This is a genomic window from Pseudomonas sp. Mb7 (assembly GCF_054790525.1).
The window spans coordinates 3,627,501-3,644,756 of sequence record NZ_CP186501.1 but is presented as its reverse complement, the minus strand read 5'-3'; the positions used below and the strand labels follow the sequence as shown (position 1 = coordinate 3,644,756).

At 59.7% G+C, this 17,256-nt stretch carries 18 protein-coding genes and 1 pseudogene; 8 read left to right on the top strand and 11 right to left on the bottom strand.

Going from position 1 to position 17,256, the window contains the following annotated elements; genetic code table 11:
• The first annotated feature begins 322 nt into the window (after positions 1 to 322).
• Positions 323 to 1,741: a 3-isopropylmalate dehydratase large subunit gene (gene leuC / locus ACOYXH_RS16345; protein WP_258708598.1), complete on the top strand. Its 1,419-nt coding sequence runs from the start codon at positions 323 to 325 to the stop codon at positions 1,739 to 1,741.
• Positions 1,738 to 2,352, top strand: coding sequence for a 3-isopropylmalate dehydratase small subunit (gene leuD / locus ACOYXH_RS16340; protein WP_220556630.1), 615 nt, complete (start codon positions 1,738 to 1,740; stop codon positions 2,350 to 2,352). Before leuC ends, leuD begins: the two co-directional genes overlap by 4 nt.
• A gap of 150 nt (positions 2,353 to 2,502) precedes the next feature.
• Here the strand turns inward: leuD and ACOYXH_RS16335 are convergent, their stop codons facing one another.
• From ACOYXH_RS16335 to soxR, 4 genes are all read right to left on the bottom strand, one after another.
• On the bottom strand, positions 2,503 to 3,417 hold the full coding sequence (locus ACOYXH_RS16335; protein WP_320413311.1) for a LysR substrate-binding domain-containing protein: 915 nt from the start codon (positions 3,415 to 3,417) through the stop codon (positions 2,503 to 2,505).
• A gap of 61 nt (positions 3,418 to 3,478) precedes the next feature.
• Positions 3,479 to 4,354: an alpha/beta fold hydrolase gene (locus tag ACOYXH_RS16330; protein ID WP_220556629.1), complete on the bottom strand. Its 876-nt coding sequence runs from the start codon at positions 4,352 to 4,354 to the stop codon at positions 3,479 to 3,481.
• Between the two features lie 213 nt (positions 4,355 to 4,567).
• A complete protein-coding gene (locus ACOYXH_RS16325; RefSeq protein ID WP_093435014.1) occupies positions 4,568 to 5,026 on the bottom strand; it encodes a VOC family protein in 459 nt (152 codons plus the stop codon).
• A gap of 105 nt (positions 5,027 to 5,131) precedes the next feature.
• Positions 5,132 to 5,584 carry a redox-sensitive transcriptional activator SoxR gene (soxR, locus tag ACOYXH_RS16320; RefSeq protein ID WP_220556628.1) on the bottom strand — a complete coding sequence of 151 codons (453 nt, stop codon included), beginning with the start codon at positions 5,582 to 5,584 and terminating at the stop codon, positions 5,132 to 5,134.
• Positions 5,585 to 5,677: 93 nt separating this feature from the next.
• Between soxR and ACOYXH_RS16315 the strand changes: the two genes are divergently transcribed.
• Positions 5,678 to 6,031 (top strand): antibiotic biosynthesis monooxygenase, encoded by a 354-nt coding sequence (locus tag ACOYXH_RS16315; protein ID WP_320413310.1) that lies wholly within the window; start codon positions 5,678 to 5,680, stop codon positions 6,029 to 6,031.
• Here the strand turns inward: ACOYXH_RS16315 and ACOYXH_RS16310 are convergent.
• The 4 genes from ACOYXH_RS16310 to msuE all read right to left on the bottom strand — a co-directional run bounded on the left by ACOYXH_RS16310 (position 6,028) and on the right by msuE (position 10,198).
• Positions 6,028 to 7,131 carry a sigma-54 interaction domain-containing protein gene (locus tag ACOYXH_RS16310; protein ID WP_220556626.1) on the bottom strand — a complete coding sequence of 368 codons (1,104 nt, stop codon included), beginning with the start codon at positions 7,129 to 7,131 and terminating at the stop codon, positions 6,028 to 6,030. The genes ACOYXH_RS16315 and ACOYXH_RS16310 overlap by 4 nt on opposite strands.
• A gap of 36 nt (positions 7,132 to 7,167) precedes the next feature.
• Positions 7,168 to 8,355, bottom strand: coding sequence for an acyl-CoA dehydrogenase family protein (locus ACOYXH_RS16305; protein ID WP_460409805.1), 1,188 nt, complete (start codon positions 8,353 to 8,355; stop codon positions 7,168 to 7,170).
• 123 nt (positions 8,356 to 8,478) lie between these two features.
• Positions 8,479 to 9,624 (bottom strand): FMNH2-dependent alkanesulfonate monooxygenase, encoded by a 1,146-nt coding sequence (gene ssuD, locus ACOYXH_RS16300; protein WP_007949711.1) that lies wholly within the window; start codon positions 9,622 to 9,624, stop codon positions 8,479 to 8,481.
• Positions 9,625 to 9,634: 10 nt separating this feature from the next.
• Positions 9,635 to 10,198: an FMN reductase gene (msuE, locus tag ACOYXH_RS16295; protein ID WP_095125117.1), complete on the bottom strand. Its 564-nt coding sequence runs from the start codon at positions 10,196 to 10,198 to the stop codon at positions 9,635 to 9,637.
• Positions 10,199 to 10,588: 390 nt separating this feature from the next.
• Here msuE and ACOYXH_RS16290 point away from each other — a divergent pair, with 390 nt between their 5' ends.
• From ACOYXH_RS16290 to ACOYXH_RS16275, 4 genes and pseudogenes are all read left to right on the top strand, one after another.
• A complete protein-coding gene (locus ACOYXH_RS16290) occupies positions 10,589 to 10,846 on the top strand; it encodes a hypothetical protein (RefSeq protein ID WP_220556624.1) in 258 nt (85 codons plus the stop codon).
• Between the two features lie 101 nt (positions 10,847 to 10,947).
• Positions 10,948 to 11,562, top strand: coding sequence for a LysE family translocator (locus tag ACOYXH_RS16285; protein WP_034155169.1), 615 nt, complete (start codon positions 10,948 to 10,950; stop codon positions 11,560 to 11,562).
• A 205-nt stretch (positions 11,563 to 11,767) separates the two neighbouring features.
• Positions 11,768 to 12,934 (top strand): aminotransferase class V-fold PLP-dependent enzyme, encoded by a 1,167-nt coding sequence (locus tag ACOYXH_RS16280; RefSeq protein ID WP_460409804.1) that lies wholly within the window; start codon positions 11,768 to 11,770, stop codon positions 12,932 to 12,934.
• 56 nt (positions 12,935 to 12,990) lie between these two features.
• A pseudogene (locus tag ACOYXH_RS16275) lies at positions 12,991 to 14,798 on the top strand (aminopeptidase P family protein).
• A 42-nt stretch (positions 14,799 to 14,840) separates the two neighbouring features.
• Here ACOYXH_RS16275 and ACOYXH_RS16270 read toward each other — a convergent pair.
• Both ACOYXH_RS16270 and ACOYXH_RS16265 read right to left on the bottom strand, forming a co-directional pair.
• Positions 14,841 to 15,437, bottom strand: coding sequence for a 2-hydroxychromene-2-carboxylate isomerase (locus ACOYXH_RS16270; protein WP_093434986.1), 597 nt, complete (start codon positions 15,435 to 15,437; stop codon positions 14,841 to 14,843).
• 35 nt (positions 15,438 to 15,472) lie between these two features.
• On the bottom strand, positions 15,473 to 16,201 hold the full coding sequence (locus ACOYXH_RS16265) for an SDR family oxidoreductase (RefSeq protein ID WP_095048398.1): 729 nt from the start codon (positions 16,199 to 16,201) through the stop codon (positions 15,473 to 15,475).
• 91 nt (positions 16,202 to 16,292) lie between these two features.
• Here ACOYXH_RS16265 and ACOYXH_RS16260 point away from each other — a divergent pair, with 91 nt between their 5' ends.
• Positions 16,293 to 16,856 (top strand): TetR/AcrR family transcriptional regulator, encoded by a 564-nt coding sequence (locus tag ACOYXH_RS16260; protein ID WP_258708593.1) that lies wholly within the window; start codon positions 16,293 to 16,295, stop codon positions 16,854 to 16,856.
• 1 nt (position 16,857) lies between these two features.
• On the opposite strand, the gene ACOYXH_RS16255 is transcribed toward ACOYXH_RS16260, so the two are convergent.
• On the bottom strand, positions 16,858 to 17,139 hold the full coding sequence (locus ACOYXH_RS16255) for a hypothetical protein (protein WP_093434980.1): 282 nt from the start codon (positions 17,137 to 17,139) through the stop codon (positions 16,858 to 16,860).
• Between the last annotated feature and the right edge of the window lie 117 nt (positions 17,140 to 17,256).

The window sequence follows — 17,256 nt, the reverse complement described above, 5'->3', positions numbered from 1 at the left end:
TGCCTACGCGAACGGCCTGCATCTCTATAGGACGAATGAGCGGGACAAATCCCGAAAGGTGATATGAAAGCAAATGTTTCCCAATTCCCCGCTCACCACAAATCCCTTTGTGGGAGCGAGCCTGCTCGCGAAAGCGCCGGGTCAGTCACTTTATCCGTTGCCTGATCCACCGCTTTCGCGAGCAGGCTCGCTCCCACAGGGCTTTGCTGCGTACAGGGGATCAAACACGATTCATGATCCACGCCATCACTGTCTGCCAATTGATGGCCGACCCGCGCTCCCTATGATGGGAATCACCTGATTTCCCTGAGTGAGCGCCTTGATGACCGCCAGAACCCTCTATGACAAACACATCGATTCGCACACGGTGTGCCGCCTCGACGATCAGGGTCATGTCCTGTTGTATATCGATCGTCAGGTGATCAACGAATACACCAGCCCGCAGGCTTTCAGCGGTTTGCGCGCGGCCGGGCGCGACGTCTGGCGGCCGGGCACGGCGCTGGCGGTGGTCGATCACGTCAACCCGACCACGCCTGTGCGCATCGCAGTAATGCCCGACGCCGGCGGCGCGCGGCAAGTGTCGTATCTGGCGGAGAACTGCCGGGACTTCGGCATCGAGTTGCTGGACATCCTCGACAAGCGTCAGGGCATCGAGCACGTTATCGCCCCCGAGCAGGGCTTTATTCTGCCTGGCATGGTCATTGCCGCTGGCGACAGCCACACCACCACCTATGGCGCACTCGGTGCTTTCGGTTTCGGCATCGGCACCTCCGAGATCGAACACCTGCTGGCTTCGCAGACGCTGGTCTACAAACGACTGAAAAGCCTGCGCGTGACCGTCGACGGCGAGTTGGCGCCGGGTTTGACCTCGAAAGACGTGATCATGGCCCTGATCGGCCGCATCGGTGCTTCCGGGGCCAGCGGTTACGCGATCGAATTCTGCGGCTCGACCATTGATGCCCTCAGCGTTGAAGCGCGCATGACCATTTGCAACATGGCTGTCGAGGCTGGAGCGCGCGGCGCATTCATGGCCCCGGATGACAAAGTCTTCGCCTATCTCAAGGGCAAGCCGCGAACGCCGCAAGGAGAGCTATGGGAACAAGGCGTGAAGAAGTGGCGCGAACTGCGCAGTGATCCCGGTGCGCTGTTTGACCGCGAGATTCACCTTGACGCCAGCGTCCTGGAACCGATGGTCACCTGGGGCACCAGCCCCGATCAGGCAGCTGCAATTGGTGCGCGGGTACCAGATCCGCAAGCGATCAGCGATCCGATCCTGCGTCAGGACATGCGCCGCGCCCTCAACTATATGGGCCTCGAAGCGGGCATGGCGCTCAGCGACATTGTTATCAGCCACGCCTTTATCGGCTCGTGCACCAACGCGCGGATAGAAGACCTGCGCGATGCCGCCAGCGTCGTGCGCGGTCAGCAAGTGGCCGGACATGTGCGGGCGATGATCGTCCCCGGCTCCAGCGAAGTTCGCGCTCAGGCCGAGGCCGAAGGGTTGGCGCAGATCTTTATCGATGCCGGTTTTGAATGGCGTCAGTCTGGCTGCTCGATGTGCCTGGCGATGAACGACGACGTACTTGCGCCCGGCGACCGCTGCGCGTCGAGTACCAACCGCAATTTCGAAGGCCGTCAGGGCGCCGGTGCGCGCACTCATTTGATGAGCCCGGCCATGGTCGCCGCCGCTGCGATCTGCGGTCGACTCACCGATATTCGCCAATTTGGAGAACGCCCATGAGCCTGCAACCCTTCACCCACATCAGCGGTCGGGCCGCACCGTTACTGGCGGCCAACGTCGACACGGACGTGATCATGCCAAAACAATTCCTCAAAGGCATTGATCGCCAAGGACTCGATCGCGGGCTGTTTTTCGATCTGCGGTTTCTGCGCGATGGCAGCCCCGATCCCGATTTTGTGTTGAACAAACCGACATGGCAGGGCGCGAGTTTTCTAGTAGTCGGAGCGAATTTTGGCTGCGGTTCCAGCCGCGAACATGCGGTTTGGGGCTTGCAGCAGATGGGCATCCGCGCGTTGATCGGCAGCAGTTTTGCCGGGATCTTCTACGACAATTGCCAGCGTAACGGGGTGTTGTTGATCACCCTGGATGAAGCGCAGGTGCAACGCATCGGACAGCTTGTCGGTCAGGCTGAAACGGCGCGGATCAGTATTGATCTGGAGGCGCAGCGGATTAGTCTTGCGGATGGCAGCGTAATCGACTTTCAGATCGACACCCTGCGCAAGACTGCGTTGATCCTCGGTCTGGATGCTATCGGCAGTACCTTGCAACGGCGCGAGCAGATCAAAACCTTCGAACGCCAACATCTGGCCAACAACCCTTGGTTAGGCTGAACGCATAACCTGTGGGAGCTGGCTTGTCGGAACGCCGCATCGCAGCGATGAGGCCGGCACTTCCAGCATTTGTGTTGGCTGAGCTGACGCCATCGCTGCGATACGGCGTTCCGACAAGCCAGCTCCCACAGGTTTTTGTGGTGTTTTGAGCTATAGCGACAGGCTTTTGAAATGCGCCTGCAAAAACTCCACACACGCGCGCAACTTCCCCGAATGCGCCAGCCGCGTCGGGTACACCGCCCAGACATTGGCACTCTGGCCGTAATCCTCCAGCACCTGCACCAGGCGTCCTTGCTCCAGCAACGGCTTCACATCCCACAACGACCGCAACAAAACCCCACGTCCATCCAGCGCCCATTGCAAAACGATTTCGCCGTTGTTTGATGACAATGGCCCGCTGACTCGCACGCTCTCTTGCCCGCCATCGCGATCCAGATTCCAGATCCCAAAGGCGTTGTCGCGCTCCTTGATCACCAGGCAATCGTGCTGTTGCAGTTCGTCCAGCGTCTGCGGTGTGCCGCGACGTTGCAGATAACCGGGAGCGGCGCACAGCACCCGCCGGTTACTGACCAGGCGTCGACCGATGTGCTGGCCGGGCAGGTCATCGCCGACGCGGATCTCCAGATCGAAGCCTTCGTTGATGATGTCCACCACCCGGTCAAACAGGTCGAGGCGAATCTCCAGTTCTGGATAACGTTCGGCCAGCAACGACACCGCCGGGGCTACGTGATTGCGACCGAAACCGAAACTGCTGCAAATGTGCAAACGCCCACGCGGGCTGCCGTGGGCGTCGGAGAGTTCATCGTGCAACTGCTGGAAATCATCGAGAATGCGCAACGCCCAGCGCTGCACGCGCTCACCGTCCTCGGTCAGCGAGACGCGACGGCTGGTGCGGTGCAACAGACGCGTGGCGAGGGTGGTTTCGAGAATCTGGATGCGTTTGCTGACGTAGGCCGGTGACAGGCCCAACTCATCCGCTGCAGCGGCAAAGCCGTTCTTGCGGATTACGGTGAGCAGTACGCGCAGGTCTTCGGGCAGGGGCACGGTGTCTTTCTTCTGGGACATGTCAAAAACGAACACTGGCGGCAGAAGCCGCCAGCATAGCACCGAGATCCAGTGTTTCCGGTCAGCGCAGAAAGGCCAGTGCTTCGGCGAGCAACCGTTCGGGGACTTCTTCGGCAATGTAATGGCCAGCGGGCAATGCCTGACCGCTGACGTTCGACGCCACTTGCTGCCATTCCTTGAGCGGATCGAAGCAGCGCCCGACCGTACCTTCGGCGCCCCACAACACGCGCAGCGGTAGATTCAGCTGATGCCCGGCGGCGATGTCGGCGCGGTCGTGCGCAAGATCGATGCCGGCGCTGGCGCGATAGTCTTCGCAGATGCCGCGAGCGCTGCCCGGTCGTTGCAGGCAGCGCAGGTATTCGCCAAAGGCTTCATCGGTAAACGGCTTGAGTCCGGCGCTGCGGCTGCCCATCACGCTGCGCAGATAGCCTTCCGGATCCGCTTCGATCAGGGTTTCCGGCAGTGGTGCCGGGCGGATCAGGAAGAACCAGTGCCAATACGCGCGGGCAAAGGCTTCGTTGGTTTGCGTATACATCGACAGGGTCGGGGCGATGTCGAGCAGCATCATGCGCTGCACGGCGTTCGGGTGATCAAGCGCGAGACGATGGGCGACCCGCGCGCCACGGTCGTGAGCGAGAATCGAAAACTGCTCGAAGCCCAGCGCCTGCATCAACTCGACATTGTCGCGGGCCATTTCGCGTTTCGAGTAATGGGCGTGCAGCTCATCAGCGGCCGGGCGACTGCTGTCGCCGTAACCGCGCAGGTCGGCGGCGACCACGGTGAAGTGTTCGGCCAGTTGTTCGGCAATCTTGTGCCAGATCACATGGGTCTGCGGGTGCCCGTGCAACAGCAACAGGCCCGGGCCGCTGCCGCCGAGGCGGTAGGCAATGTCGACGCCGTTGACGTGACGCTGGTCTTTGCGGAATCCGGCAAACATCGGGCTGATCCTTTTTCAGGGTTCTGGTTGGCTGCATCCTGAAATCGTCCGGCGTTCGCGGCAAGGGGCAAAGCGTGGTGGGCAGGTTCATGAAGTGTGATGGGTGTTGATAGTTATGGCCTCATCGCGAGCAGGCTCACTCCTACAGTTGGAATGCGTTCCCCTGTAGGAGTGAGCCTGCTCGCGATAGTGCCAGTCCAGACACTGAGATGCTCAACCCTGCTGAAACATCTCCATCGCCCGCTGCTTGATCTGTTCCTCGGTCAGATCCTCCTTGCGCGAGGCCAGAAACCACAGATGCCCATACGGATCCTTCAATGTTCCGCTGCGATCACCGTAAAACTGATCCTTGACCTCGGACACCGTCGTCGCCCCCGCGTCCAGCGCTCGCTGAAAGGACTTGTCGACATCGGTTACGTACAGATGCAAACCAACTGACACGCTTTTATCGGGATTGCTCAACGGTCCCTGATCGCACGGCGAGCCGAGCATGATCGCGCTGTCGCCAATGCGTAGTTCGGCGTGACCGATGCCGCCGTCAGGCATGGCCAGGCGCATGACTTCGGTGGCGCCGAAGGCTTTTTTATAGAAATCGATGGCCTCGGCCGCTTTGTGGATGCCGAGATACGGGGTAATGCTGTGATACCCCTCGGGAATGGGTTTGACGCTCATGACGTTCTCCCTGAATTGTTGTTCTATGGGACAGGACTCCACCGGATTTGTGGAAGATTCACTATAGAACCGTCCTCGCCGTGCAGGTTTTTGCCCGACGAGCAGTCAATCCTTTGGAAAGTGCGGCCCCGGGCCTTGTTCGCCGAGTACATCGCCCTGATTGCGCAGCGGGCAAGCCTCCATCGACAAACACCCGCAACCGATGCAGCCATTGAGCCGGTCACGCAGTAGCGTCAGTTGTTCGATCCGTTCATCCAACTCTCGGCGCCATTGCTCCGAGAGGATTTTCCAGTCGGCCGCGCTGGGCGCACGATCATCCGGAAGGATTTTCAGCGCCTCGCCAATCTCCGCCAATGGAATCCCCAGCCGCTGCGCGACTTTGATCAACGCCACCCGGCGCAGCACTTCGCGCGGATAACGGCGCTGATTGCCGGCATTGCGCTGGCTCTTGATCAAGCCTTTGGACTCATAAAAGTGCAGGGCGGTGACGGCGACACCGCTGCGCGCCGCGACTTCGCCGACTGTTAACTGCTTGTGCACATTTTCTTTGCTGATCATCTGCAGACAGCTCTTGACCTTGACTTAACTAGAGGTTTTACCCTGCAGGTCTTCGAGTCGCAAGGCTCGTCTTACGCTGACTGGGGGCATTCCATGAACAACCGCAGTTTTACCCAACTGATCGAATTTGAAATCGAACCACGCCAACAACCTGCGCTGGTGACTGCACTATCGAGGCAAACCGAGCGTCTGGCTCAGCGCTACGGCGGTTTTGTCAGTGCCAGTGTGCAGGCCAGCGATGACGGCCGGCGCGTGCTGAGTTTTCTCCAATGGCAGACCCGCGAGGCGGGGGAGGCGGCGTTTCGCAGCTTTGAAAGCGGCGAGCAGGATTTCTGGCAACTGATTCACACCCATCAGGCGAAAACCATCACCTTCAATTCATTTCAGGTGCTGAGCAGCATCGCCCGCAGTCACGACGATGCGCTGCACTGCCACCTGGTTGGCTAGATCGACAACTGGATCAGGCGCTCGCCCTGCAGGTTTTCCGTGAGTCGCCGCTTGTTGACTGCCAGTTCGCCGATCTTGATCAAACGCGTGCGGGTGACGTTGCGGCTCAGACCGAGCAGTGCTGCGGTGTGCACCTGGTTGTAATGGCAAAAGCGATACGCTGCGCGCAGCAAGGCGTCTTCGACTTTCTCGTGCAAAGCACCGGCCTGTTGCGCGAACAGTTTTTGAAAGGCCTGTTCCAGCAACGCTTCCGGTGAATCATCGGCGCTGCTGTGATGATCGTCCGGGCGATCGATACGCAGGTTCGACAGGCGCAGATCATCGCGTTCGATCACGCCATTGCGGCAGATCAGCAGGGTGTGATGGATGACGTTTTCCAGTTCGCGAATGTTGCCCGGCCAACTGTAGCCACGCAGTTTGTGCTCGGCACCGGGGCTGATACTGACGCGGCCATAACCCAGGCGCTGGCTGTAGGCCTCGATGAAATGGCGCGTGAGCGGGAGGATATCGCCGGGACGCTCACGCAACGGGCTCAATTCCAGATTGACCACGTTGAGGCGGTAATACAGATCCTCGCGGAAATGGCCGGCATTGATGGCCTTCTCCAACTGCACGTTGGTCGCTGCCAGCACCCGCACATCGATGGGAATGCTTTTGCGCGAGCCCAGCCGCACCACTTCGCGCTCCTGCAACACCCGCAGCAACTTCACCTGAATCGCCATCGGCAGATCGCCGATCTCATCGAGAAACAAGGTGCCGCCGTCCGCTTCCTCGAACCATCCGGCCTTGGCGCTCAGCGCACCGGTGAACGCACCTTTTTCATGACCGAACAATTCTGCCTCTACCAGCGACTCGGAAAACGCGCCGCAATTGACCGCGATAAACGGCCGATGACGGCGGTTGCTGAGGTTATGAATATGCCGCGCTACCAGCTCTTTGCCGGTGCCGGTCTCACCGATGATCAGCACACTGGCTTCGCTCGGCGCGACCTGTTGCAAATGCGCGAGCAGGGCCTGGGATTTCGGGTCTTCGAACACCTGCGCGGTGGCGCGGATCGACGTGGCGAGCGCGGGGGAGGGGGGTAGGGTCAGCAGTTGCATGGGCTCGTCCTTCTTTTTAGTTCAAATGCAGGCAGATCAGGAATAGAAAGTCGGCACCGGCAGCGACTGGTTCAGCGCCCAGTCGCCCAGCTCATGGAGTTTGTAGTCCAGCGGGTCGTGCAGGGTTTGCGTGCGCAGGTTGCGCCAGTGACGATCGAGGCGCAGGGAAGCGTGGGTGGAACGCGCGCCGGTCACTTCGAACAGACGGCTGCAAATCTCCAGGCCCTGACGGCTGGCGGCAACTTTCGCGGTGGCAATCGCTGTCGCGACTTGGCCGCGCTCCTCGGCACTGAGATTCGCACCCTTGGCCCAGGCTTCATCGAGCAATGCGGCCGCGCGTTCGACCAGCAGACGAATGCCTTCCAGCGCCACCCAGAACTCGCCGTAATGCGCGAGCACGTACGGATCTTCGCGCACATCGCGCGCCGAGGATTTGTGCCAGAGCCGGGTTTCATTGAGGGTGTATTGCCGCGCGTCTTCAAAGGCGCCTTCGGCAATCCCGAGAAACATATGCGTGAAAGTCAGTTGCGCGATCAATGGCCGCAGGCAGGCGAACGGCGTGCTCAGCGGGCCGGGATCGAGGAGCAATTCCGACTCTTCGACCCGCACCCGTTCAAAGGTCGCGCTGCCGCTGTCGCTCTGGCGCTGGCCGATGTTGTTCCAGTCGTTGTGCAGGGTGATACCACTGCGGCCGCTGGGAATCGCCGCGATCAGTAATTTGCCGCCAGCGCTCTCATCGACGGCCGAGGCGATCAGCATTTGTGAGTCGCTGGCGCCGGAACAGAAGCTTTTCTTCCCGGAAAATTCGCGCCAGCCGCCGAGATCCTTGACCACGGTCCGAGTGTCGAGCGGGTTGAGCGCATTGCCCCAGAACCAGTTCTGCCGCGCGGTCTGTTCGAACCACGGCTGCCATTGTTCCGGCCGGGAAAACAGGCGCACGGTGGCGAGCATCAAATGATGAAAACCGAAAACGTGGGCGATCGAGCTGTCGATCTTGGCGAATTCGCGAACGACCTGCAGGGTTTCGCTCCAACTCGCGCCGAGGCCGCCGTAGCGGGTGGGAATGCTCAGGGCCAGCAGGCCGCTGTCGCGCAGGGCATCGCGCTCGACTTTTGGCGTGCCACCACGTTCGTCACGTTCGACGGCGGTCAGGGCAAACTCGGCAGCCAGTTGGCGGGCGGTCTGCAATGGGGATAACAAGGTACTTTGCGGTTTGGCGGTCACACCAACACTCCTGAATTCAAACTGCCCTTGTAGGAGCTGCCGCAGGCTGCGATCTTTTGATCTGGTTTTTAGAAATCAAAGTCAAAAGATCGCAGCCTGCAGCAGCTCCTACAGGGGATTTGTTTACGCCGAGGCTTTTGTGGGCAACACATCATTGGCAATCATTTCGCCAAACGGCCCGGTCAGATTGGTCACGCCACGCCCGGCCAGACTGGCGTAAGGCTCGGGCAACAGCGGGAACACCAGCTCGGCAAAGCGGTAAGCCTCTTCCAGATGCGGATAACCGGAGAAGATGAAACTCTCGATGCCCAGATCCGCGTATTCCTTGATCCGCGCCGCCACTTGCTGCGGATCGCCGACCAGCGCCGTACCGGCACCGCCACGCACCAGACCGACACCGGCCCACAGGTTGGGGGCAATTTCGAGGTTGTCGCGACGACCATCGTGCAAAGCCGCCATGCGTCGCTGGCCTTCGGAGTCGAACCGGGAAAAGGATTTCTGTGCCGCCTCAATAGTCTCGTCGCTGATGTGTTCGATCAGTTTGTCCGCAGCTTTCCACGCCTCTTCGGCGGTCTCGCGCACGATCACGTGCAAGCGGATGCCGAACTTCACTTTGCGCCCATGCCGCGCCGCTCGTTCGCGCACGTCGGCGAGTTTTTCCGCAACCGCGGCCGGCGGTTCGCCCCAGGTCAGATAGACATCGACCTGTTCGGCGGCCAGATCATGCGCGGCATCGGATGAGCCGCCGAAGTACAGCGGCGGATAGGGTTTCTGCACGGGCGGATAGAGGGCTTTGGCGTTCTGCACCTTCAGGTGTTTGCCGTCGAAATCCACCGCCTCGCCCTGCAACACGCGGCGCCAGATTTTCAGGAATTCATCGGTAACTTCATAGCGCTCGGCGTGACTGAGAAAACTGCCGTCGCCACGGTTTTCGTCCGGATCGCCGCCGGTCACGACGTTGATCAGCAAGCGGCCGTTGGATAACCGGTCAAGCGTCGCAGCCATGCGCGCCGACACCGTCGGCGAGATGATTCCCGGACGGATCGCCACCAGATAACGCAGACGTTCGGTCAGCGGCACCAGCGCCGAGGCGATCACCCAGGAGTCTTCGCAGGAGCGTCCGGTGGGGATCAGCACGCCGTGGTAGCCGAGGCTGTCAGCCGCCTGCGCCACTTGTTTCAGATAATTGAGGGTGACTGGGCGCGCACCTTGGGTAGTGCCCAGATAGTGGCCGTCACCGTGGGTCGGCAGGAACCAGAAAACATCCATGAACGGCTCCTCAGGCGATTTTCAGCAAAGGTTTGATTTGGGTGGCGAACAGCGGCGCGGCGCGTTCGGCCGCCAGGCGGATGCGCGCCTTCAGCAGCTCGCTGGTGATCTGGTAATCGGCGAAGTCGGCTTCGGTGGCGTACACGCCGATCGGCAAGGTCATGGCCTGGAAGAAGCTCAACAGCGGCCGCAACTGGTGATCGAGCACCAGCGCATGGCGTTCGCTGCCGCCGGTAGCGGCGAGCAGCACCGGGGTGTCAATCAAGGCGTTGAGGTCGATCAGGTCGAACAGATGCTTGAGCAGGCCCGGATAAGAACCGCGATAAACCGGCGCGGCAACAATTAGCAGATCGGCCTGTTCAATGGCCTGCAACTCGGCTTCAACCTCGGCACTGAGCTCCTGACGCGACAGCGCGCCACCGAGCGGGCGAGCGATATCACCGAGTTCGATCAAATGGCTTTCGATGGTCAGATGCCCGGCCAGTTCGGCGAGCAAGGCTTGGGTCAGCACCAAAGTACGGGACGGACGCCAGGTGCCGCCGGAGAGGGCGACGACTTTCAGGGGACGCGACATGATCAGTTCCTTTTTTCAACAGTTGCTCAGCGAGCAGTGAGTGAGTCACCGGGTCAGAGCAAGCGCTGTACCAATTCCTGGAAGCCCCGGTTTACAAGGCGTTGAGCGTTAGCGCGGCGGTCGCGCCTGTGAGTAGCAGGGTGCTTTGTTGAATCAGTGTTGGCTGAGCAACAGTTGCTGGAGCAACAGTGCTCAGCGCATGCAGGGAGTTATAGAGGCAGTTTGTTATTCCGTAAAAGAACGTTAATTGATATTTATAGATCGTTAAGAGATATGTGCCAGCACGTGTCGATTTCCTGATAGCCACTATTGAGAGCGTTGATTTCTGCGCAAGCGTGCCCGGGCGTAGCCTTTGTCCATCGACCCCCCATTGCTCGCCAGGACGCTCCCATGAATCGTTTACTCACCGTTTCCCTGTTGCTCGCTGTCTCCGTACTCGCCGGTTGTGCTGGGCATGTAGCACCGGAACTGCGCCCTTACACCGATGAAGAATCCCGTGAATTGGCGATGGAAGCACTGAATCGCAGCGGCTTGTCCTTCGACGAATACCACGCAAAAAAAGCGCAATTGCTCGGTCAGACTCAGTTCGACAAGAAAGCTGAAATGAGCGCCGAACGTGCCGTACAGCTGCACGGTCGTCCTAGCTGAAAACAAACTGTACTGGTGGAAGTTTTCCCCAACTGTCCGTGGGCTTGCCGGGCGGCGTGGGATAGGGTCTACACCTGAATGACCCTGATGGATTGCCTGCCATGAACCTCTCGCTTGACCTGCTGTTGGGCTTTGCCCTGTTTGCCCTAGTCACCTCTATTACGCCGGGGCCGAACAACACCATGTTGCTGGCATCGGGAGTGAATTTCGGCTTCAACCGCACCATCCCGCACATGCTCGGGATCACTTGCGGCTTCTTCGTTCTGGTCGTGGCCGTGGGCTTTGGCCTCGGTGCGGTGTTTCAGACCTACCCGATTCTCTACACGGTTCTGCGCTATGTCGGCGCGGCCTATCTGCTGTATCTGGCTTGGAAAATTGCTCACTCGGGACCGGTCGGCGACAGCGCCGAAGGCGAGGCGAAGCCGATCAGCTACCTCGGCGCGGCCGCGTTTCAGTGGGTCAATCCCAAGGCGTGGATCATGGCCATCGGGGCCATCAGCACCTACACGCCGATGCAGGGCTATTTCACCAATGTCGTGGTGATTGCTGCAGTGTTCGCCATCATCAACCTGCCGAGCGTCGGCGTCTGGGCCGCCTGCGGTACTTTGTTGCGCAATGTGCTGAAGGATCCGCGCTGGTTGCGCGTGTTCAACTGGGGCATGGCCGCATTGCTGGTGATTTCGCTGTACCCGTTACTTCTCGAAAGCTTTAGCTGACGCATTGCTTCAACCGCAGGCCGGATGCCTGTTAAGCTCGGCTTCAGGAGCGTTCCTACGCACTTTTAAATGAAGTTGTTCTTCTTTAACGGCATCCGATCAGGTATTGATGACGCTCTCGAACCGACGCGCAGCTCACAAGGCTGCGCCGTGCCGTTTGCAGACACGAGCCTCCTGATCCCGGAACACGCTCTGCGAGTCTTTTATGAACACACGTCCGTTGTATTTCGATTACGCCGCCACCACCCCGGTTGACGAGCGGGTCATCCAGGTGATGATCGAGTGTCTGGGGTTTCACGGTAACTTTGGCAACCCGGCTTCCAGCTCCCACGCGTTCGGCCAGCAAGCCCGACACACGGTCGAGCAGGCCCGCCGACAGGTCGCCGAACTGGTCGGCGCCAAGGCTGGGCAGATCGTCTGGACCTCCGGTGCCACCGAGTCCAATAACCTTGCCCTCAAAGGCGTGGCGCAGGCCCGCGGTGTCCCCGGCGGCCACATCATTACCAGTCAGATCGAACACAAAGCCATTCTCGATACCGCCCGCCAATTGCAGGACGCCGGCGTCGCCGTAACCTATCTGGTGCCGGATGCCGATGGCCTGATCACCCCGCAAGCGGTCAGTGAAGCTATGCGCGACGATACCTTTCTGGTGTCGCTGATGCTGGTCAACAACGAGTTGGGTACCGTCAATGATGTTCAAGCGATTGGCGAAGTGGTGCGTAGTCGCGAGGCATTGTTCCACGTCGATGCGGCGCAGGGCGCCGGCAAAGTGGCAATCGATCTGGGGCAATGGCCGGTGGATCTGATGTCCTTCTCCGCACACAAACTCTACGGCCCCAAAGGCATCGGCGCATTGTATGTCGGCCCACGGGCGCAGCAGCGGTTACAGGCGCAGATTCACGGCGGCGGACATGAAGGTGGCTTGCGCTCCGGGACGTTGGCGACGCACCAGATTGCCGGCATGGGCGCAGCGTTCGCGCTGGCCGCCGAGACGTTCGATGACGAGACAAAAACTATCGTCGTGTTGCGTGAACGCTTGCTCGAACAACTGCTCAGCCTGCCGGGCGTACGTCTCAATGGTTGCGCCACTCAACGCATTCCGCACACCTTGAGCCTGACCTTCAGCGAAGGTGAATTCAACAGTGCGGCGTTGAGCCATTCGATTGCCTTTTCCGCGACCTCGGCCTGCAACTCGGCCAGTAACACGCCATCCCACGTGTTGTTGGCGCTGGGGCATGACGCGCACCTGGCCGGTCGCACCATTCGGCTGAGCCTCGGTCGTTTCACCACCGCCGAGGATATCGACAAGGCTTGTGCATTGATCAAGACCGCCTGCGCCAGTGCTCCGGCATTCTGGGCGACCGGGCTTTAAACGAGCCGACCTCTCGGCTACGAACAATAACGATGAAGTGATTAGCAGGAGACATGATGAGTACCCAGACCTCGACCGAAGGATCGGTGCCCCAGCGCCTGGCGCAGACCCGTGAACTGATGCGCCGTGAAGGCATTCATGCGTTGTTGGTGCCGTCCGCCGACCCGCACTTGTCGGAATACCTGCCGGGTTACTGGCAGGGCCGGCAGTGGTTGTCGGGCTTCCATGGTTCGGTCGGGACGTTGATTGTCACCGTTGATTTCGCCGGTGTCTGGGCCGACAGTCGTTACTGGGAACAGGCGACCAAGGAACTCAAGGGCAGCGGCATCGAGCTGGTCAAACTGCAACCGGGTCAACCGAGCCGCTGGACTGGCTTGCCGAGCAGACACCGGAAGGTGGCGTGGTCGCGGTTGACGGTGCGGTGATGGCCGTGGCGTCGGCGCGTACCCTGAGCAGCAAGCTTGAAGCACGCGGTGCGCGCCTGCGTACCGATATCGATCTGCTGCAGGAAGTCTGGAGTGATCGCCCGAGCCTGCCGAATGCACCGATCTATCAGCATCTGCCACCGCAGGCGACGGTCAGCCGTGGCGAGAAACTCGCCAAACTGCGCGAAACTTTGCGGGAGCGCGGGGCCGACTGGCATTTCATCGCCACCCTCGACGACATTGCCTGGCTGTTCAACCTGCGCGGCGGCGATGTGTCGTTCAACCCGGTGTTTGTTTCGTTTGCTTTGATCGATCAGCAGCAGGCGACGTTGTTCGTGGCGCTGAGCAAAGTTGATGGCGAATTGCGCGCTGTGCTGGAACAGGATGGCGTAACGCTGCGTGATTACAGCGAAGTCGCTGATGCCCTGCGTGCCGTACCGAGTGGCGCGAGCCTGCTGGTTGATCCGGCACGAGTGACCAGCGGTTTACTGGATAATCTCGACAGCGCAGTGAAACTGGTCGAAGGCTTGAATCCGACCACGCTGGCCAAGTCGCAGAAAAGTGAAGCCGATGCTCAACACATCCGCCAAGCCATGGAGCAGGACGGTGCGGCGCTGTGCGAATTCTTTACCTGGCTGGAATCTGCTTGGGGCCGCGAACGCATTACCGAACTGACCATCGATGAGAAGCTCACCGCTGCTCGCGAGCGTCGTCCGGATTATGTCTCGCTGAGTTTCAACACCATTGCTGCGTTTAACGCCAATGGCGCGATGCCGCATTACCACGCGACCGAAGAAGAACACGCGGTGATCGAGGGTGACGGCTTGCTGCTGATCGACTCGGGTGGACAGTACCTGGGCGGCACCACGGACATCACGCGGATGGTGCCGGTCGGTACGCCGAGCGAAGAGCAGAAGCGCGATTGCACGCGCGTGCTCAAGGGCGTGATCGCGCTGTCGCGCGCGCAGTTCCCGAAAGGCATTCTCTCGCCGCTGCTGGACGCCATCGCCCGTGCGCCGATCTGGGCCGACAGCGTGGATTACGGCCACGGCACCGGTCACGGCGTTGGCTATTTCCTCAATGTCCATGAAGGCCCGCAGGTGATTGCCTATCAGGCCGCGCCGGCACCGCAGACGGCCATGCAGCCGGGGATGATCACGTCGATCGAGCCGGGTACATATCGTCCGGGCCGTTGGGGTGTGCGTATCGAGAACCTGGCGATGAACCGCGAGGCGGGCAGCAGTGAGTTCGGTGAATTCCTCAGGTTTGAAACCTTGACGCTGTGCCCGATCGATACGCGATGCCTGCTGCCGGCGCTGCTGACTGAGGAAGAGAAGCAATGGTTCAACAGCTACCACACAGAAGTGCGTGAGCGCCTGAGTCCGTTGCTTGAGGGGGCTGCGCTGGAGTGGTTGAACACCCGTACTGCGGCGATCTGATCGGCTGAATTCAGGCGCTGTGTCCAGCGCCTGAATGATCGCTTAGCCTTGGCGCAAGGCTTCCTCAACGAAGTCGAGCCGATCCTGGCCGAAGAACAGCTGATTACCGATGAACATGCTCGGTGCGCCGAACACGCCGCGTTTAACCGCCGTTTCGGTGTTCTCCTTAAGCGCTGCTTTGACAGATTCATCGTTGCTCAGCGCCAGAACTTCCTGCGGGTCGAAACCGTGTTCGCTCAGTACAGCGGCGACAGTCGCGGGCTCGTCAAGGCTGCGTCCTTCAACCCATAGCGCCGTGAACAGACAATCGATAAACGCCTCAAAGCGTTCTGGCTGACGTAATTGGATACCCGTGACCGCACGCATCAGCATCAGTGTGTTGATCGGGAAATGCGGATTAAATCTCAGCGGTACCCCGTAGCGTTTCGCGTAGCGATCCAGATCCTGAAACATATACCGACCCTTCGCCGGAATCATTGCCGGTGACGCGTTGCCGGTTGCCTTGAATACGCCACCGAGCAGCATCGGGATGTAAATCAGCTCACTGTTCGTCTCGGCACAAATCTTCGGCAATTGAGTGTAGGCCAGATAGGTGGCAGGGCTGCCAAGGTCGAAATAGAACTCCACGGTTTTAGTCATTTTCGCGTCTCTGTCGTTATTGTTATGGCGGGGCCTTACCAGCGTTCGTTCCAGGGGCGCAGATCCAGCTCGAACGTCCAGGCATCCCGTGGCTGACTGTGCAGATACCAGTAGTTCTCGGCGATGTGCTCGGGATTGAGGATGCCATCCTGATCTTTGGTGGCGTACTTCTCGGGGAAACTGTTGCGAATGAAATCGGTGTCGATCGCACCATCGACCACCACATGGGCGACGTGGATGTTCATCGGCCCGAGTTCCCGCGCCATGCTTTGCGCCAGTGCGCGGATGCCGTGCTTAGCGCCGGCGAATGCGGCGAATCCGGAAGCGCCACGCAGCCCAGCGGTGGCACCGGTGAAGAGAATCGTGCCGCGATTGCGCGTGACCATGCGTTTGGCCACTTCACGGGCATTGAGGAAGCCTGAGAAACAGGCCATTTCCCAAATCTTGAAATACTTGCGTGCGGTTTCTTCAAGAATGCTGCACGGCACATTGGCGCCGATATTGAATACAAAAGCTTCGATCGGACCGAGGCGAGTCTCGATGTCTTCAATCAGAGCGATTACGTCTTCTTCTTTGCGCGCATCGCAGGCAAAACCGTGGGCTTCACCGCCTTCAGCCTTGATCGCGTCCACCAGCGGCTGCAATTTGTCGGCGCTGCGTCGGGTGACGCAGGCGATGAATCCTTCTTTGGCAAAACGCTTGGCAATCGCCCCTCCCGTGGCATCGCCGGCGCCAACCACTAATACGACCTTCTTGTTATTCATGGGTAGATGCCTTTATTAAACGATCGTTAAGTGAACGAACGTTATGCTAGGATCCAGACCACGTCAAGGCAGTCGATTCGAGGGCAAACACATGCGTTACTCCGCCAGTCACAAGTTGGAAACCCGGGAAAAGCTATTGCAGAGCAGTTCGCTGTCAGCAAAGCGTTCGGGGTTTTCCACGGTAGGCGTCGACGGCTTGATGAAGGCTATCGGATTGAGTGGCGCGGCGTTCTATAGTCACTTTTCGTCGAAAGATGCGTTGTTCACCGCCATCGTCGAGCGAGAGTTGGGGCAAAGCCTTGAGCGACTGGGGGGCGAGGGCGCGCAGGATCGTGAGCGACTGGAGCGCTGTCTCAAGCACTATCTGAGCATGGCTCACGTAGAACAACCTGAAGCCGGTTGCGCGTTGCCGGCGCTGGGCGCGGAAATTGCCCGATCGGATATCCAAGTACGGGAGCAAGCCGAGTTATGGATTCGTCGGCTGCAAGAGCGCTGGGCACAGATACTTGAGAGCGAGACCCTGGCGTGGTCGGTGCTGTCGCAATGCGTCGGGGCCTTGGTGGTGGCGCGCATGTTGGCTACGCCGGACGTTCAGCAAGCGGTGCTGAAGTCCAGCCATGAAGAAATTGGCCGGCAGATTGCCGCGCAGCGCTGATCTATTTACAGATGACAATCATGCTGCGACTGGTGTAACCCGCAGGATTGAGACCGAACGGGTAATCGCCGGGTTCTTCCACGGTGTCACCGGATTTGGCGATGACCTTATAGCCTTTCGGCAAGCAAGCATTGGCGGCGCTGGCGTAGCATTTGTCCCAGGAGGACGATAGCCCTGAGCAGTTGATGTGCAGCCCTTTTTTTCCGCGTTTTACCTTGGTTTCCGAAGTCGCCGCACAACCCGCAATAGCCAGTATGGCGATCAGTATCAAAATTCGTTTCATTACCGTCCTTATAGCGGCCACGAGTCTAATGCCCGGGTTTGCCTGTGTTCGCCTGCGCTCTAAGCGTTTTGAAATCCCTGTCCGAAAAAATCCATGTCTGGCATTGGGTTACGGGTC

What these genes read in the sequence shown, in the direction of transcription:
- leuC (WP_258708598.1), top strand. Translation starts at nt 323, where the DNA reads ATGACCGCCAGAACCCTCTATGACAAACACATCGATTCGCACACGGTG.
- leuD (WP_220556630.1), top strand. Translation starts at nt 1,738, where the DNA reads ATGAGCCTGCAACCCTTCACCCACATCAGCGGTCGGGCCGCACCGTTA.
- ACOYXH_RS16335 (WP_320413311.1), bottom strand. Translation starts at nt 3,417, where the DNA reads ATGTCCCAGAAGAAAGACACCGTGCCCCTGCCCGAAGACCTGCGCGTA.
- ACOYXH_RS16330 (WP_220556629.1), bottom strand. Translation starts at nt 4,354, where the DNA reads ATGTTTGCCGGATTCCGCAAAGACCAGCGTCACGTCAACGGCGTCGAC.
- ACOYXH_RS16325 (WP_093435014.1), bottom strand. Translation starts at nt 5,026, where the DNA reads ATGAGCGTCAAACCCATTCCCGAGGGGTATCACAGCATTACCCCGTAT.
- soxR (WP_220556628.1), bottom strand. Translation starts at nt 5,584, where the DNA reads ATGATCAGCAAAGAAAATGTGCACAAGCAGTTAACAGTCGGCGAAGTC.
- ACOYXH_RS16315 (WP_320413310.1), top strand. Translation starts at nt 5,678, where the DNA reads ATGAACAACCGCAGTTTTACCCAACTGATCGAATTTGAAATCGAACCA.
- ACOYXH_RS16310 (WP_220556626.1), bottom strand. Translation starts at nt 7,131, where the DNA reads ATGCAACTGCTGACCCTACCCCCCTCCCCCGCGCTCGCCACGTCGATC.
- ssuD (WP_007949711.1), bottom strand. Translation starts at nt 9,624, where the DNA reads ATGGATGTTTTCTGGTTCCTGCCGACCCACGGTGACGGCCACTATCTG.
- msuE (WP_095125117.1), bottom strand. Translation starts at nt 10,198, where the DNA reads ATGTCGCGTCCCCTGAAAGTCGTCGCCCTCTCCGGCGGCACCTGGCGT.
- ACOYXH_RS16290 (WP_220556624.1), top strand. Translation starts at nt 10,589, where the DNA reads ATGAATCGTTTACTCACCGTTTCCCTGTTGCTCGCTGTCTCCGTACTC.
- ACOYXH_RS16285 (WP_034155169.1), top strand. Translation starts at nt 10,948, where the DNA reads ATGAACCTCTCGCTTGACCTGCTGTTGGGCTTTGCCCTGTTTGCCCTA.
- ACOYXH_RS16280 (WP_460409804.1), top strand. Translation starts at nt 11,768, where the DNA reads ATGAACACACGTCCGTTGTATTTCGATTACGCCGCCACCACCCCGGTT.
- ACOYXH_RS16270 (WP_093434986.1), bottom strand. Translation starts at nt 15,437, where the DNA reads ATGACTAAAACCGTGGAGTTCTATTTCGACCTTGGCAGCCCTGCCACC.
- ACOYXH_RS16265 (WP_095048398.1), bottom strand. Translation starts at nt 16,201, where the DNA reads ATGAATAACAAGAAGGTCGTATTAGTGGTTGGCGCCGGCGATGCCACG.
- ACOYXH_RS16260 (WP_258708593.1), top strand. Translation starts at nt 16,293, where the DNA reads ATGCGTTACTCCGCCAGTCACAAGTTGGAAACCCGGGAAAAGCTATTG.
- ACOYXH_RS16255 (WP_093434980.1), bottom strand. Translation starts at nt 17,139, where the DNA reads ATGAAACGAATTTTGATACTGATCGCCATACTGGCTATTGCGGGTTGT.